At 72.0% G+C, this 15,488-nt stretch carries 10 protein-coding genes; 3 read left to right on the top strand and 7 right to left on the bottom strand.

Annotation, left to right across the window (positions count from 1 at the left end):
- Positions 1-52: 52 nt before the first annotated feature.
- A complete protein-coding gene (locus AC07OD_RS16690) occupies positions 53-697 on the bottom strand; it encodes an SPOR domain-containing protein (protein WP_218296753.1) in 645 nt (214 codons plus the stop codon).
- A 9-nt stretch (positions 698-706) separates the two neighbouring features.
- Positions 707-2,416 carry an arginine--tRNA ligase gene (argS, locus tag AC07OD_RS16685; protein WP_218296752.1) on the bottom strand — a complete coding sequence of 570 codons (1,710 nt, stop codon included), beginning with the start codon at positions 2,414-2,416 and terminating at the stop codon, positions 707-709.
- A gap of 109 nt (positions 2,417-2,525) precedes the next feature.
- On the opposite strand from argS, the gene AC07OD_RS16680 reads away from it, so the two are divergent.
- A complete protein-coding gene (locus tag AC07OD_RS16680; RefSeq protein WP_218296751.1) occupies positions 2,526-2,855 on the top strand; it encodes a PsiF family protein in 330 nt (109 codons plus the stop codon).
- A 48-nt stretch (positions 2,856-2,903) separates the two neighbouring features.
- Here AC07OD_RS16680 and AC07OD_RS16675 read toward each other — a convergent pair whose 3' ends face one another.
- The 5 genes from AC07OD_RS16675 to AC07OD_RS16655 all read right to left on the bottom strand — a co-directional run bounded on the left by AC07OD_RS16675 (position 2,904) and on the right by AC07OD_RS16655 (position 11,919).
- On the bottom strand, positions 2,904-3,359 hold the full coding sequence (locus AC07OD_RS16675) for a DUF2214 family protein (RefSeq protein WP_494597576.1): 456 nt from the start codon (positions 3,357-3,359) through the stop codon (positions 2,904-2,906).
- An 83-nt stretch (positions 3,360-3,442) separates the two neighbouring features.
- Positions 3,443-5,698 (bottom strand): IPTL-CTERM sorting domain-containing protein, encoded by a 2,256-nt coding sequence (locus tag AC07OD_RS16670; RefSeq protein ID WP_494597575.1) that lies wholly within the window; start codon positions 5,696-5,698, stop codon positions 3,443-3,445.
- 157 nt (positions 5,699-5,855) lie between these two features.
- Positions 5,856-9,116 carry an IPTL-CTERM sorting domain-containing protein gene (locus AC07OD_RS16665; protein WP_494597574.1) on the bottom strand — a complete coding sequence of 1,087 codons (3,261 nt, stop codon included), beginning with the start codon at positions 9,114-9,116 and terminating at the stop codon, positions 5,856-5,858.
- Between the two features lie 159 nt (positions 9,117-9,275).
- Positions 9,276-11,252, bottom strand: a complete 1,977-nt coding sequence (locus AC07OD_RS16660) for a sensor histidine kinase (protein ID WP_492807852.1) — start codon at positions 11,250-11,252, stop codon at positions 9,276-9,278.
- On the bottom strand, positions 11,215-11,919 hold the full coding sequence (locus tag AC07OD_RS16655; RefSeq protein WP_494597573.1) for a response regulator: 705 nt from the start codon (positions 11,917-11,919) through the stop codon (positions 11,215-11,217). The genes AC07OD_RS16660 and AC07OD_RS16655 overlap by 38 nt, the downstream gene beginning before the upstream one ends.
- 157 nt (positions 11,920-12,076) lie before the next feature.
- On the opposite strand from AC07OD_RS16655, the gene AC07OD_RS16650 reads away from it, so the two are divergent.
- Both AC07OD_RS16650 and AC07OD_RS16645 read left to right on the top strand, forming a co-directional pair.
- Complete coding sequence (locus tag AC07OD_RS16650; protein WP_494597572.1) at positions 12,077-13,105, top strand: IPTL-CTERM sorting domain-containing protein; 1,029 nt, start codon at positions 12,077-12,079, stop codon at positions 13,103-13,105.
- A 67-nt stretch (positions 13,106-13,172) separates the two neighbouring features.
- Positions 13,173-15,431, top strand: coding sequence for an IPTL-CTERM sorting domain-containing protein (locus tag AC07OD_RS16645; RefSeq protein WP_494597571.1), 2,259 nt, complete (start codon positions 13,173-13,175; stop codon positions 15,429-15,431).
- Positions 15,432-15,488: the final 57 nt, after the last annotated feature.

Raw genomic sequence — 15,488 nt, 5'->3', positions numbered from 1 at the left:
GGGGATGTGAGCCATGCCCCCGCAAAAAGTTCAGCTCCCGCTGCGCGGCAGTTCAGCGCTGCACCCGCACCAGGGCCGATTCCACCCCGGCGCCGTCGAGCTTTTCCTTGAGCTGCTCGGCATCATCGCGCTTGGTGAACGGGCCCACGCGCACGCGGAACACGGCCCGCCCATTTTGCTCGCGCTCGCTCACCCGGGCCTCCCAGCCCAGCATGGCCAGCTTGGCGCGCTGGGCATCCGCATCGGCCTGGGTGCGGAATGCCCCGGCCTGCACGAAGTAGTCGAACGGGTCCAGGTTGCCCTTGGCGGCGGCCTTGGCGACGGCCAGATCGCCCAGCGGGTCGGCGCCGGGCTTGCTTTCGGCCTTGGCCGCCTCGGGCTTGCTGGCAACCGGCTTGGGCGCGGAGGCGGCCGCCCGCACTTCGGGCGCCGCCGCGGAGGCGGGCGCGGAAGCCGCCGCCACCGCCGGCGCGGGGGGGCGCGCCGGGTTCTTGCCGTACAGCGGAGAGTTCGGGTCCCAGTTCTTGTTCTTCTGGGATTCGGCGGCATCCATGTCCACGCCCCGCCCGTTGCCCTTGTTGAGGAAGGGCACCGGCACCTTGGTCACGTACACGGCCACCGCCAGTGCGGCCCCCAGGCCCACGATGACCCCGACGATGAAGCCGATGATGGTCCCACCCGTCTGTTGTTTCTTCATAGTGACTGCTTACATTCTGGCCGGAGCCGACACGCCCAGCACGGCCAGGCCATTGTGCAATACCTGCGCGGTGGCGGCGACGAGGGCCAGCCGGGCCCGCTTGACGGTTTCATCGTCCACCAGGATGCGCTCGGCGTCGTAGTAGCTGTGGTAGCTGGCGGCCAGGTCGCGCAGGTAGAAGGTCACGTCGTGCGGCGCCTCGCCGTCGGCGGCGGCGGTGAGCATCTCGGGGTACTTGGCCAGCTGCAGCATCAGCGCCTGGGCCTGCGGGCCTTCGAGCGCCGACAGGTCCGCGCCCTGGAGCGAGGCCACATCGCCGCCGCCCTGCTCGGCCCAGCCGCGCAGCACCGACTGGATGCGCGCGTGGGCGTACTGCACGTAGTACACCGGGTTGTCGTTGTTCTGCGCCACGGCCAGGTCCACGTCGAAGGTGTACTCGGTGTCGGGCTTGCGGCTCAAGAGGAAGAAGCGCACCGCGTCCTTGCTGGTCCATTCGATCAGGTCGCGCAGCGTGACGTAGCTGCCCGCGCGCTTGCTGATCTTGACCTCTTCGCCGCCCTTGACCACGCGCACCATGGTGTGCAGCACGTAGTCGGGGTAGCCCTGCGGGATGCCCACGCCGGCCGCCTGCAGCCCGGCGCGCACGCGGGCGATGGTGCCGTGGTGGTCCGTGCCCTGGATGTTGACGACCTTGGTGAAGCCGCGCTCCCACTTGGCGATGTGGTAGGCCACGTCGGGCACGAAGTAGGTGTACGTGCCGTCCTTCTTGCGCATGACCCGGTCCTTGTCGTCGCCGTAGTCCGTGCTCTTGAGCCACAGCGCGCCGTCCTGCTCGTAGGTCTTGCCGTTGGCCACGAGCTTGCCCACGGTGGCCTCGACGCGGCCGCTGGTGTACAGGCTCGACTCGAGGTAGTACTCGTCGAACTTCAGATTGAAGGCCTGCAGGTCCTTGTCCTGCTCGTTGCGCAGGTAGGCCACGGCGAACTGGCGGATGGACTCCACATCGTCCACGTCGCCGCTGGCGGTGAACGCGCGGTCGTCGGCCTTGACGGTCTTCTTCGCGAGGAAGTCGTTGGCGATGTCCTGGATGTAGTCGCCGTTGTAGAACGCCTTGGACGCCGGGTTCTCGGGGTCGGTGGGCCAGCACTCGTCGCCGGGCTTGAAGCCCTTGGCGCGCAGCTGCGTGCTGGTGGTCAGCGTCTGGATCTGCACGCCCGCGTCGTTGTAATAGAACTCGCGGTGCACCTTCCAGCCCTGGGTGGCAAAGAGGTTGCAGATCGCGTCGCCCAGCGCCGCCTGGCGGCCGTGGCCCACGTGCAGCGGGCCGGTGGGGTTGGCCGAGACGAACTCGACCAGCACGCGCTGGCCGTTGTCGGCCTGGTAGCCAAAGCGGTCTCCGGCACCCAAGACCTCGCGCACCACTTCCTGCTTGGCGGTGGGCTTGAGGCGGATGTTGAGAAACCCGGGGCCGGCGATCTCGATGGCATCGACCCAGCGGGCAAACGCGGGCGTGGCCTCGAGCGCGGCCTTGAGCTGCTCGCCCAGCGCGCGCGGGTTGAGCTTGAGCGGCTTGGCCAGCTGCATGGCCGCCGTGCAGGCGAAGTCGCCGTGGGCGGCCACCTTGGGGGATTCGAACGCAGCGCGCCCGGCAGTGCCGGGCGACAATTTTTCCAGCTCGCCGGCGAGCGCCGCGAGCAATTCCTGTTTGACGGAGAGCATGCGGGGATTCTACGGGGGCGCCCCGTCATCCCATCCCGCCGCTGTGGCGTTATGCTGAATGGCCCGGTGTCCACCGGGCCGTCCATCCCCCTACCCGCAGGAGCATTACATGAAGAAACTGCTTTCCCTGATGACGGCCATCGGCCTGACCCTCTCCCTGGCCACGGCCCATGCCGCCGACGCGCCTGCTGCCGCGGCCTCCGCGCCGGCCAAGGCGCCCACCGCGCAGCAAAGCAAGATGGCCACCTGCAATGCCGACGCCAAGGAAAAGAAGGGCGACGAGCGCAAGGCCTTCATGAAGGAATGCCTGTCTGCCAACAAGCAGGAAAAGCAGCAGACCAAGATGAAGACCTGCAACGCAGACCCCAAGGCCAAGACCCTCAAGGGCGACGAGCGCAAGGCCTTCATGAAGGAATGCCTGAGCAACAAGCCCGCCTGACACACCTTGGCCCCCAAACAAAGCCCCGCACGCGGGGCTTTGTGCTTTCTAGCGCGTGCCCACGCCCCGCGCCAGGAACACGGCCAGCAGCGGAATCACCACCAGCAGGTGCGCCTCGATCATCACCAGGCGGCGCGTGCCGCGCACCTCGGCCTCGGTGGGCAGCGCACCCGTGACGCGCAGCTGCTTGCGCCAGCGCAGAAAGCGCACCGTGGGCACGATGGAGATCAGGCCGATGACCACGAACAGCGTGACCTTGGTGTGCAGCAGGGGCTGCGACCAGTACCACCCCGCGCCCTTCATGCCCCACCAGGTGCGCGCCAGGCCCGTGGCCAGCACGGCGATGGCGGAGATGCCATAGACCATGTCCACCCGCGCCAGGCGCTCCACCACCGCGGCGTTGAGCCACTCCTTGCGGCACAGGGCCGCCTCGCTGGCCAGGAAGACGGTCATGGTCAGGATGGCCAGAAAGTGGGCGTAGGCCAGCAGGGCTTCAGTGGTCATGGGGCGCCTCGTGACAATGGGACTGGCAATGCTAGCGCATCCGGCAAAAAACTCCTGATTTGATAGCTTTCAGCGCTTTCTCATCAAGCGCTGGAGGCCGATCTGGCTTGAAACCTGCGCAGCGCTGCCAGCCCCAGCAGCGCCGCCAGCACGAGCAGGCCCCATTCGGACAGCGTAGGAATCGCCTGCGCGGCGGCGGCCAGCATCAGCATGGCGTGCGGGTCGGCGATGGCGCCGGGGGCGGGGTCGTTGTCGCCCGTGCCGTTGTCGGTGACGGCAAAGCTCACCGTGTCGCCGCTGACCGCGCCATGCGGGAACCAGAGCGCCGTGGCACCGGCCGTGGCGGGGCCGAACTTGCGCGGCACCAGCCCCGCCAGGCTGCCGCCGGGGTAGGTGATGGCCACCGCGAGCGTGGCGCCCGCGCAGCCCGTGGCCGTGAAGCGCAGCACGCCCAGCGGTGCGGTCGCGCCTGCGGGCAGGTTGTCGCCCGGGGCGGCGGCGGTCAGCGCCAGGCTGCCCACGGTGCAGCCCGCCGGGCCGCCGGAGATGCTGGCCTGCGCCATGCCGCCGCCGGGCACCGCCAGGCTGGCCTGGCCCACCGTCAGCGCCAGAGGCCCGCCCGTGGCGCTGGTGTTGTTGGCATCGCCCGCATAGCTGGCGGTGATGGCGTGCGCGCCCACCAGCAGGCCGCTGACGGTGCAGGCGGCCACGCTGCCCGTGATGGCGGGCGGGGCCGCGCAGGCCAGCGGCAGGCCGTCCGCGCTGAAGCTCACCGTGCCCGTGGGGTTGCTGGCGCTGCCGAACGTGGCGGTGAGGGTGACGCTGGCCCCCAGTGCGCTGGGGTTGGCGTTGGCCGCCAGCGCCAGCGTGGGCGCCGCCATCACGGCAAAGGTACGCGCTACGGGCGCCGCCGCCGCCCAGGCCCCGCCGCCCGGCTGGCTGGCCGTCAGCGTGCACGAGCCCGCGCCGCTGAAGCTGGCCACGCTGCCCGCCACGCTGCACGCGCCCGTGGCGCTGTAGGTGATGGGCAGGTTCGACGTCGCCGTGGCGCCCAGGGTCAGCGTGGTGCCCGCAGCCTGCGCGGGGATGGTGGCGGGGAGGAAGGTGATGCTCTGCGCGCCCAGGGGCGTGACCGCGTTGGTCACGGCGGCGTCCGAATCGGGTTGCGTGGGGGATCCGTTGTGCGCCACCACGCGGAACGTGTAGCTTGCTCCATTGGCCAGGTTCGCCACGGTGCAGCTGTGCCCGGAGCCGGTCACGGTGCAGGATCTGGCGGGGTCTTGCACGGCGGTGGCGGTGTAGCTGGTGATGAGGGCCCCATAGGCGTCCGCCCACCGTTCCGGGCTCCAGTCCACCGTCGCCTCGGCGTCGCCCGCGGTGGCGGTGGCGCTGGCCGGCGGGGGCGGCTTGCCTGCCTGCACCGTGATGGAAGTGGGCAGCGACGCCGAGCAGTGGCGGCTGTCCGTCACCGTGGCCGTGAAGCTGAACGTGCCCGTGGCCGTGGGGGTGCCGGAAATGGCGCCTGCAGCCGACAGCACCAGACCCGGCGGCAACGCCCCCGCCGCGACCGCGAAGGACGACCCGCCCACCGCCCCGGCCTGCGCCAGCGTGTAGGCATAAGCGGCCCCGGCCGTGCCGTTGGCGGGCGTGCCGGTGGCCGTCATGGCGGGGGCGGGGCAGAGCGTCACGTCGTCGATGCCGATGTAGTCGCCGTTCGCGCCGAAGGTGCCGGCGCCGGTCACGAAGTAGCGGAACGCGACGCGGCCCGAGGTGGGGGCGGCCAGCCCGGACACGGTGATGCGGTACTGCGTCCAGGCGGCGGGGTAGCCGCCCGCCGCCAGGCCAGGGTTGATGCTCGTCAGCAGCGTGGTGAAGTCTCCCACGTCGGTGGCGGTGGTGCCCACGTCCGTGCTGGCGCCCTGCGTGCTCATGCGCACTTCCAGGCGGTCGGGGTAGTCCGTTGGGTTGGGGACCGGCTTGCGCGTGTAGAAGGTCAGCACGTCGCCATTGCTCAGTGTGCGGTTCGGCATGACCAGCCAGTTGCTGATGGTGCCGCTGCTGCCCGTGTTCCTGAAGTTGGCCGCTATGTAGGCATTGGCTGCGCCGCTGTAGGCGTCGAACGGGCCGGGGTCCGGCAAGGCAGAGATGGGGGTGCCCTGGAACCAGCCCATGGCGCCCACCGGGGCGCTGTTGTTCTGCATGACCCAGCCATTGCCCGATAGCGTGAAGGTGTCGTCAAAGCCTTCGTACAGGACTTGCGCAGGGGCCGCGCCCGGCAGCGCAGCCGCGGCGGCCAGCAGCAGGCCCGCAAGGCGGGCGGTGGTGGAGGGGAATGGCATGGGTGGGCTGGTGGCGATGAAGATGCGCCATGTTGCCGTTGCCTGCCGCTTTTGTATGTCCTCAGAACTGAGGACAAGGCCCTGCCAGGGTTCTATGCAAAAAATAGCCTCCAGCGCCCACCCATCAAGCGCCAGCAGCTACAAAAAGAGAAGTGATTCACACCACCCGCCTTCCCACGCGGCCCGCTGACAGCGCCACCAGGGCCAGCAGGGCCGACAGCAGCAGCAAGCCCCCTTCGGACAGCGCCGGAATCGCCTGCGCGCCGGCGGGCGCGGCGGCCAGCAGCAGCATGGCGTGCGGGTCGGCGATGGCGCCGGGGGCGGGATCGTTGTCGCCCGTGCCGTTGTCGGTGACGGCAAAGCTCACCGTGTCGCCGCTGACCGCGCCATGCGGGAACCAGAGCGCCGTGGCACCGGCCGTGGCGGGGCCGAACTTGCGCGGCACCAGCCCCGCCAGGCTGCCGCCGGGGTAGGTGATGGCCACCGCGAGCGTGGCGCCCGCGCAGCCCGTGGCCGTGAAGCGCAGCACGCCCAGCGGTGCGGTGGCGCCTGCGGGCAGGTTGTCGGCGCCGGTGGCCGCGCTCAGGCCCAGGGTGTTCACGGTGCAGCCGGCCGGGCCGCCGGTGATGCCGACCTGCGCCGTGCTGCCGCCGCCGCCCGGCACGGGCACGGCGGCGGTGTTGACGGTGTGCGCCAGCGGGCTGGCGGTGGCGGGCGCGTTGTCGGCATCGCCCGTGTAGCTGGCGGTGATGCTGTGCAGGCCCATGGCCAGGCTGCTGGTGGCGCAGGTGGCCACGCCGCCGCTGAAGGTGGCCGTGGTGCAGGCCAGCGGCGCGCCATCCACGCTGAACGCCACCTGGCCCGTGGGGCTGGCGGATGCGCCGTTCAGCGCGGCGGTGAAGGTGACGCTGGCGCCCACGGCGCTGGCGGACAGGGCCAGCGTGGGCTGGGCCTGCGTGCCCAGCAGCAGCGCGTTGGACGCCATGCCGTTCACGAACGCCCGCAGCGCATACCGGCCGCTGGGCAGCGCGCCCGGCGCGGCCACGTCGATGCTGGCGGCGGTGGAGCCGGTGGGCGCGAGCCAGGTGTGCGCGCCGTTGTCCAGCCGCGTCAACTGCACCAGCGGCAAGGGGGTGGGCGATGCGCTGGTGCTGCCGCCGCTGGCCTCGCTGTCGCCGCGCAGCCGCAAACCGGTGAGGGTGAAGGCCGCGCCGCTCAACCGGACGGGGCCGCCGGTCAATGCGGGAATGCGGGCCGGGGGCACTGCGCCGCCGGCAGGGTCGTAGCGCTCGGCGGTGGCGATGCCGCTGGTGGCCGTGACGCCGTCGCGCCCCCCGGCGGCGAGCACCGTGCCATCGGGCAGCACGGTGGCGGTGTGGTAGGCGCGCACAGTGGCCAGCGCGCCGGTGGCGGCCCAGGCGCCCGTGGCGGGGTCGTACAGTTCGGCGCTGCCCAGGTAGCCGCCACCACCCCCCCCAGCGGCCAAAACCTTGCCGCCGGGCAGCAGGGTGGCGGTGTGGCCGGAGCGTCCGGTGTTGAGCGGGCCGGTGGGGCTCCATGCGTTCAGGGCGGGGTCGTAAAGCTCGGCGCCGCCGAGGTCGGTGCCGTCGTGCCCCCCCGCGACAAGCACCTTGCCCTGGGGCAGCAGGGTGGCGGTGTGGGTCCAGCGTGGGCTGGCCATCGTGCCGGCGCCGCTCCAGGTGCCCGAGGCGGGGTCGTACAGCTCGGCGCTGCCCAGGGTGCCGCCGCTGCCATTCCCCCCCGCGATGAGCACCCTGCCGGTGGGCAGCAGGGTGGCCGTGGGCCATTGGCGTGCGGCGCTCATCGCGCTCGTGGCGGACCAGAGGCCGGTGGCGGGGTCGTACAGCTCGGCGGTGGCGGTTTGGCTGTTGCTGATGTTGCTGCCCAAGCCCCCCACGACCAGCACCTGGCCGCTGGGCAGCAGGGCGGCGGCGTGCCGCAAGCGGGGGCTGGCCATCGCGCCGGTGCCGCTCCAGGTGCCCGTGGCGGGGTCGTAGAGTTCGGCGCTGGCGAGCGCTCCTGCGCTGCCGAGGCCGCCCACGACGAGCACCTTGCCGCCGGGCAGCAAGGTGGCGGTGTGGTAGGCGCGCGCGGCGGCCAGCGGGCCCGTGGCGGCCCAGGCGCCGGTGGCGGGGTTGTACAGCGCGGCAGCGCCGATGAGCTGCCCGGTGCCATAACCGGCGCCCCCGCCCGCGACGAGCACCTTGCCGTCCGGCAGCAGGGTGGCCGTGTGCTCCGTGCGCTGGCCTGGCAGCGCGCCGGTACCCTCCCAGGTGCCGATGGCGGGGTCGTAGAGCTCGGTGCTGGCGAGCGGCGCGCCAAGGTCGCTGGCGCCCCCGATGAAGAGCACCTTGCCCTGGGGCAGCAGGGTGGCGATGTGGCGCCAGCGCCCGTCGTTCAGGCCGCCGGCGGCGGTCCATTGGTTGGTGTCAGGGTCGTACAGTTCGGCGCTTTGGAGAGCGCTGCCGCTGCCGAAGCCTCCCGCCACGAGCACCTTGCCGCCGGGCAGCAGCGTGGCGGTGTGGAACAAGCGCTTGCTGTTCAGCGAGGCGGCAGGCGCCCAGGTATCGCCCTGGGGGTCGTACAGCTCGGCGCTGGCAAGCTGCTCGCTGCCGCTGTTTCCGCCCACGGCAAGCACCCTGCCGTCGGGCAGCAAGGTGGCGGTGAAATCGCTGCGCGGCCCTTGCGGCAGCGGGGCGGCGGAGCCCCAGGTGTTGTCGCTCGGGCGGTACACCTCGGCGGTGGCGAGGTATCCGGTGCCGTTGCCGCCGCCGACGACGAGCACCCTGCCGTCGGCCAGCAAGGTGGCGGTATGGCCCTGGCGCGCTTCGGCCAACTGCCCGGCGGGGGACCAGGCGCCGGTGGCGGGGTCGTACAGTTCGGCCTGGGCCACCTGCCCCCCGCTGGCGTGGCCGCCCGCGACGAGCACCCGGCCATCGGCCAGCAGGGTGGCGGTGTGTTCCGTGCGCGGCTGGGCCAGCGCGCTGGCACCGCTCCACAAGCCGGTGGCGGGGTCGTACAGCTCGACGCTGGCGATGAATGCGCTGCCGTCGTAGCCACCCGCCACGAGCACCTTGCCATGGGGCAGCAAGGTGGCGGTGTGGCCGCGGCGCGCGTGGGCGAGCGGGCCGGTGGCGGCCCACTGGCCGGCGGCGGGGTCGTACAGCTCGGCGCTGGCAAGGTGGCTGAGGCTGCCGCCGCCATAGCCGCCCGCGACGAGCACCTTGCCGTTGGGCAGCTGGGTGCTGGTGTGCCATTGGCGCCCATCGCCCAGGCTGCCGCTGGCCGCCCAGGTGCCCGCCTGGGCGTGCGCGGCGGGCCAGGCGGCCAGGCAGGCGATGGCGATGAACACGAACTGGAGCAGCAGGGCGCGCAGGGCGCAGGGGCGGCGGGGCATGGCGGGGCCTTGGTGTGTGACGAACCGCCGGAATGTTAAGAAATTGCAACACGCCTGTATGTCCTCAGAACTGAGGACAAGGCCTTGCCGGGGTTTGATGCAAAACAGGCCTCCAGCGCTTATCAGACAAGCGCTGGCAGCTATCAAAAGAGTAGTTCTTCAATCACCGCGCGCCAGCGGCAGCCACAGGGTGAATTCGCCCCCGCCCTCCCATGCCGCCCACTGGCAGCGCCCGCCCAGGGCCTGGGCGCGGTGGCGCACGTTGAGCAGGCCCTGGCCGGCCAGGGCGGCGGGCGGGCCTTCGGACAGCACGAAGGCGCCTGCGTTGTCGCGGATGCGCACCACCACGCCCGCGCCGCCCTGCCCGGCTTGCGCCTGCGGCGCGGTGGCCACGTCGATCAGGGTGGCCTGGGTGTGCTTGAGGATGTTGGCCAGCACTTCTTGCAGGATGCGCAGCACGTGCAGCGCGGACTGCGGGTCGAGCCAGGGCAGCGGGGGCAGGTCCTGCACGTTCCAGGCAAGGGTGATGCCCGCGGCCTTGAGCCGGGGCGCCAGGCGAAAGCGCACGGCCGCCAGCAGCGCCAGCAGGTCGGCATCGGCGGGGTCCAGCGAGTCGATGGCGAGCTTGAGGTCGTCGATGCAGTCCTTGAGCACCTGGGCCGTGTCGGCCGTGCTGGCCTGGCCGCGCTCGACCATGCGCAGCGCGCTCATCAGCGACGAGCCGATGCCGTCGTGCATGTCCTGCATCATGCGCTGGCGCTCGGTGGCCAGGGTCTGCTGGCGCTCCAGCGCGCGCAGTTGCTCGTGGCTGGCGGTCAGTTCGCGCTCGCGGGCGGCGAGCTGGCTTTCCAGCCCGGCGTTGGCCACCTCGACCGCGTGGATGGCGCCCACGTAGCGCCGCCAGACGATGGCCAGGAAGATGGCGAACAGGCCGATGGCGTTGTAGGGCGCCAGATAGACATGCTCCATGTCGATGCGGTAGTTGACCATCAGCAGGTCGTGCGCGCCCGCGGGCACGTTCAGCGAGAACCAGGCGAACAGCACCAGCCCCTCGCGCGACCGCGCGCGCCACGAGGCCCACAGGCCCGACGCGGCCACCACCGCCGTCAGCACGGTGATGACGAGATAGACCAGCGGCAGCATGGCATCGAGGTACGGCAGCAGCGGCGGCAGCGGCAGGGTGAGCACGGTGCCCAGCGACACCAGCCCCGCGATGCCCAGCGCCAGCGCGGGCATGCGCCGCCCGTGCACGCGGAAGGCGAAGGCGAAGGTGCACACCATGGCCCAGCCCAGCGAATTGACGGTCATCCAGCCGAACCAGTCGTCGGGCACGGGCAGGGGCCGGTCGTCCACCACGTAGTGCAGGCTGCGCAGCAAGGTGGTGACGGAGATGGCGAAGAACAGCAGGTAGATGGGCTCGCGGCGGCGCACGCAGCCCACGGCCAGCGCGAACAGGCCAATGGCCAGAAAGGCGGCGCCGGTCAGGCTGATGAAGTCGTTCTGCACGAAGCGGCGCACGCTGTAGCGCCACAGCAGGTTCTGCTCGGTGCCCACCCAGGCGCTGGAGACGGCCCCGCCCACGCCGCGCTGGCTGGCCATGCGCAGCCACACGGTGCGGGGCGGCTCGCCACCGGCGGCTTGGTTGCCCAGCGCCACCCACAGGGGCCGGTTGAAGCTGTTCCACACGCGGCTGCCGCGCGTGCGGTAGGCCATGCGGCCATCGACATAGACGGCGACGATGCCGATGGTCTGCCAGCGCGGCAGGTACAGAAACAAGTCCTGGCCCGGCGCGCCCGATGCGCTGGGGGCACCGGGTGTACCGGGCGGGGGCAGGTCGAGCCGGTACCAGGCCACGTCGGGCGGGGCCCGCAGCGAGGCGCCGCCCTCGGCCAGGCTGCGCTCCCGCGCGTGGGGCAGCGGCACGCTGGCCCACGCGCCTTTCTCCTCCTCCCCAGCGAAGGGCGGCGCGGGCGGAGGTTCCCAGCCCGCGCCGGGCTCCATGCGGAAGGCGGCCTGCCGCAGGTGCGTGGGGTTATCGGTAGCGCTGCCGCCGCCGCAGGCCGCGAGCCAGGCGGCCAACAGCAGCGCGGCGCACCACCTACCCGTTCGCCAGAAGGCCTTGCCTGTGGGCGGCATGGATGGCCTCGGCGCGCGTGTTGACCTGCAGCTTGGCGTAGATGCGCCGCACGAAGGTGAGCACCGTGGTGCGGGAGACGCCCATGGTGCGGGCCGTCTCCTCGGTGGTGAAGCCCTTGCTCACGCAGCGCAGCACCTCCTGCTCGCGCGCGGACAGCAGCGCGGCGGGCGGCTCGCTGGCGGGCGGCAGGCTGGCGGCGGCGCGCGCCAGGATCTTGCGCGCCACCATGGGGCTGATGGGGCTGCCGCCCGCGTGGATGCTGCGGATTTCCTCGGCCAGCTCGGCGGCGCTCACGTCCTTGAGCAGGTAGCCCATGGCCCCGGCCTCGATGGAGCGCAGCACGTGCGTTTCATCGCCAAAGATGGTGCTCACCAGCACGCTGCAGCCGGGCCACTGCGCGCGCGCGGCGCGGATCACGTCCAGGCCCGAGCCGTCGGGCAGGCCCAGGTCCACCAGCAGCACATCCATGGGCGACTGGGGCAGCAGCGCCAGCGCCTCGGCCCGGCTGGCCGCCGCCATGGCCAGCGCCAGGTCGGGCTGCGCGCCGATCATGGCGATGAAGGTGTCGCGGCAGGCCGGGTCGTCCTCGACCACGCCCACCCGCAAAGGAGCAGGCAGGCGCGCGGGCCAGGGGGCGGGCAGGGGCGGGGCGGTGTCGGGGGCCATGGGCTGGATTATGGGCAAGCGCCGGGCCGCAGCGCCATGTCATCAGTTCTGAGGACAGACAGGCGCATGGCCAATCCCTACCATCTGTGACTTCACGCCAATGCTTTCAATTTCATAGCTGCCTGCGCTTTCTGCGTGGGCGCTGGAAGCCTTTTTTATGCCCAAACGAATCGCCCTCGCCGCCGCCTGCCTGCTGGCCGCCAGCCTGGCCCCCGCGGCCACCATCACCGTCAACACCACGACCGTCATGGGGGGCGACGGCCTGTGCAGCCTGACCGAGGCCCTCGGCAGCGCGGTGACGGATACCGTCTGGGACGCCGACTGCGCGCTGGGCAGCGGCGCCGACACCATCGCGTTCGACCCCGCCGCTTTTCCCGCAGGCAGCACCATCACGCTGGGCAGCGCGCTGGACATCTACCAGGCCTCGAACACCACCATCGACGGCGGCGGGCGCGTGACCCTGGACGGCGGCGGCGCCACACCCCTGGTCACCGCCACGCTGGCGGGCACCACGCTCACGCTGCGCGGGCTGACGCTGGCCGGCGGCAATACCGCCGGCGGCGGCCCGACGGATGGCGGCGGCATCTACGCGGACGGCGTCACCCTGAACATCGACCACAGCGTCATCACCGGCAACACGGCCCTGGCCAACGGCGGCGGCCTCTTCAGCCGCGACAGCACGGTGACCATCACGGACAGCCAGTTCACCGCCAACACCGCCAGCCTGGGCGGCGCCGTCTACAGCACGGGCAGCGGCTCGCTGACGGTGACGAACAGCCGCTTCACGGGCAACATCGCCGGCCAGCAGGGCGGCGCCCTCTACAGCGGCGTGAACACGCTGGTCACCGGCAGCATCATTGCCAACAACGCCAGCCCCGCCGCAGGCGGCGCGAACAGGGGCGCGGGCGTCCGGTTCAGTGCTCCGGCCGGGCACACGTTCACGCTGAACCACAACCAGATCACCGACAACACGCCCGGCGACAACTGCTATAGCGCCATCCCCTTCACCGGCACGGGCAACCAGTACTGGCCGGAGAGCGACACGAGCTGCCCCGCAGCCACGGGCCGCTTCGTCAACCCCCTTGCGCCGCCCGCGGCCATCCCCGTGGATGCGCCCTGGGCGCTGGCGCTGCTGTCTGCGCTGGTGGCCGCGCTGGGCTTGCACCGGCGGCGACGCGGCGTTTAAGGCCAAAACACCCTTCAACGCCCGCTCAGCAAGCGCAAACAGCTATCAAAACAAAAGCAAACAAACCATGTTCCACACCCCGTGCCCCCATCCCCTGCGCGGGCTGGCCTGCGCCGCCGCGCTGGTGGCCGCTGGCGCCGCCCAGGCGGCCAGCCTCACCGTGACCAACGGCAACGACAGCGGCCCGGGCAGCCTGCGCCAGGCGCTCGCCGATGCCAACGCCAGCGGCGACACCATCGCCTTCGCGGGCGGCGTGTCCCGCGTGGCGCTGCTGGGCCAGCTCGTCATCGGCAAGAGCGTCACCATCGACGGCCCCGGCGTCACGCTGGACGGGCAGCTTCGGGGCCGCGTGCTGTGGGTCAACGCGGGCGCCACCGCCACCCTGCGCGGGCTGGTCATCACGCGCGGGCTGCTGGCAGGCAAGGGGATCGACGTGGGCGGCACGGCGCAGTCGGGCTCGTCCTGGGGCGCGGGCATCCGCAACGATGGCACGCTCACGCTCGACGGCGTGCAGGTGCAGGGCAACTACGCCACGGGCGGCGGGCAGAGCGGCATGGGCGGCGGCGGCGGGGGCAGCGGCGTGGGGCTGAACATCGGCCAGCCGGGCGAGATCAAGGGCGCGGGCGGCAGCGGAGGCAATGGCAGCAGCCTCAATGGAGGCGGTAGCGGCGCCATCGATGCGCCAACGGGTGGGGAGGGTTTCAGCAATGGCGGCAGCGGCAGCCATGGCGGGGGCGCGGGGGGCGGTGGCGCCGGTGGTGGCGGTGCCGGCGGCGGTGGCTGGGCGGGCGGCGGTGGCGGTGGCGGATGGTACGGCGCGGGAGGTGGCGGCTATGGCGGCGGCGGCGGGAACACCGACGCCGGGAACGGCAGCAACGGCAGCAGCGGCGGCGCAGGCGCAACCCTTGCAGGAAACGGCGGCACCGGCAGCACGGGCTTTCCAGGAAATGCTGGTGACACGGGCGGCGGCGGGGGGTATGCCGCGCTCGGCGGCGTCTGGGTGGGCGGCGGCGGGGGCGGGGGATGGATTAGCGGCGGCGGAAATAGCGCCGGCGGCGCGGCGGCCGGCGGCATCTACAACGCGCCGGGCGCGCAACTCACGGTGCAGGGCGCGGGCTGCGCCATCAGCGCCAACCTGGCCGCGGGCGGTGGCGGTAGTGGTCACCCTGCCAGCTTCGCTGGCGGCCAGGCCGTGGGCGGGCTGTGGAACGATGGCCAGCTGACCCTGGCGCCCGGCTGCGAACACAGCGTCAGCGGCAACGCGGCCGGCGCCGGGATGCGGGGCCGGAACGCAGGCCCTGACCGCGCCGACGCCGACCTGCGCGACGACAAGCTGCTGCAACTGGCCGTGCTGTCCACGGGCGGCAGCGTGGGCGCCACGGCCCCGCCCGCCCCCACGGCAGGCCAGATCACCAACTGCATTGCGAGCAGCGGCACCTGCGAGGCCAGCTACCTCGCGGGCGGCGTGGTGACCCTCACGGCCACGCCCGCCACCGACTGGCACGTGGTGTGGGGCGGCGACTGCGCCGGCAGCGCCACCACCTGCACCGTCACCCTGGACCAGGCGCGCAGCGTGACGGCGAGCTTCGCCATCAACACCCATGCCCTCAGCGCCAGCGCATCGCCCGCCGGCGGCGGCATCGTCACCTGCCCGGCGAGCGTGAACCACGGCGGCGGCGCCACCTGCACCGCCAGCGCGCCCCACGCGGGCTTCACCTTCACCGGCTTTACCGGCTGCGACGGCGTGGACCTGCCCAGCCGCACCTGCACCCTCGCCAACGTGCAGGCCCCGCGCAGCGTGCAGGCGCAGTACGCGGCCATCACCACCGCCACCGGCACCACCGTGCCGGCCGGCGGCGCGGGGGGCGCGGCCAGCGCCAGCTTCACCGGCGGGGGGGCGGGCTGCCGCTTCGACCCGGCGGCCACCGGGTTCATCGCGGCGGCCGCAACGCCGCCAGGCCGCACCGCGCCGCAAGGCGCATTCCGCTTCAAGCTGGTGGGCTGCACCCCGGGCGCGACGGTGCGCGTCACCACCATCTGGCCGCAGGCGGTGGACGACTTCATCAAGCACAGCCATGGCAACTTCATCACGCCCGGCAACCTGCTCATCAACGGCAACACCGTGGGCTTTGACGTGACCGACGGCGGCGTGGGCGATGACGATGGCCTGCAGAACGGCGAGATCCTGGACCCGGCGATGCCCCTGGCCGCCGCACCCCCCAGCGCCCATGGCATCCCGGCACTGGGCGGATGGGGCTTGCTGCTGCTCACGCTGCTGGCGGGCTCGGCAGGCATGGTGGCGCAGCGGCGCAAGGCATTCGCCTGAACACAGACGGGGGCCAGCGCTTGCCCAGCAAGCGCAAGCAGCTATTACATCAATAGC

It is taken from the genome of Acidovorax sp. GW821-FHT10E03 (assembly GCF_059415205.1).
The sequence above is the reverse complement of the archived record's forward strand: the minus strand, read 5'-3'. Positions and strand labels throughout refer to the sequence as shown.

Bases quoted from the DNA above. Each gene is read 5' to 3' on its own strand.
- AC07OD_RS16670 (WP_494597575.1), bottom strand. From the start codon at position 5,698: ATGCCATTCCCCTCCACCACCGCCCGCCTTGCGGGCCTGCTGCTGGCC.
- AC07OD_RS16690 (WP_218296753.1), bottom strand. From the start codon at position 697: ATGAAGAAACAACAGACGGGTGGGACCATCATCGGCTTCATCGTCGGG.
- AC07OD_RS16660 (WP_492807852.1), bottom strand. From the start codon at position 11,252: ATGCCGCCCACAGGCAAGGCCTTCTGGCGAACGGGTAGGTGGTGCGCC.
- AC07OD_RS16645 (WP_494597571.1), top strand. From the start codon at position 13,173: ATGTTCCACACCCCGTGCCCCCATCCCCTGCGCGGGCTGGCCTGCGCC.
- AC07OD_RS16655 (WP_494597573.1), bottom strand. From the start codon at position 11,919: ATGGCCCCCGACACCGCCCCGCCCCTGCCCGCCCCCTGGCCCGCGCGC.
- AC07OD_RS16680 (WP_218296751.1), top strand. From the start codon at position 2,526: ATGAAGAAACTGCTTTCCCTGATGACGGCCATCGGCCTGACCCTCTCC.
- AC07OD_RS16650 (WP_494597572.1), top strand. From the start codon at position 12,077: ATGCCCAAACGAATCGCCCTCGCCGCCGCCTGCCTGCTGGCCGCCAGC.
- argS (WP_218296752.1), bottom strand. From the start codon at position 2,416: ATGCTCTCCGTCAAACAGGAATTGCTCGCGGCGCTCGCCGGCGAGCTG.
- AC07OD_RS16675 (WP_494597576.1), bottom strand. From the start codon at position 3,359: ATGACCACTGAAGCCCTGCTGGCCTACGCCCACTTTCTGGCCATCCTG.
- AC07OD_RS16665 (WP_494597574.1), bottom strand. From the start codon at position 9,116: ATGCCCCGCCGCCCCTGCGCCCTGCGCGCCCTGCTGCTCCAGTTCGTG.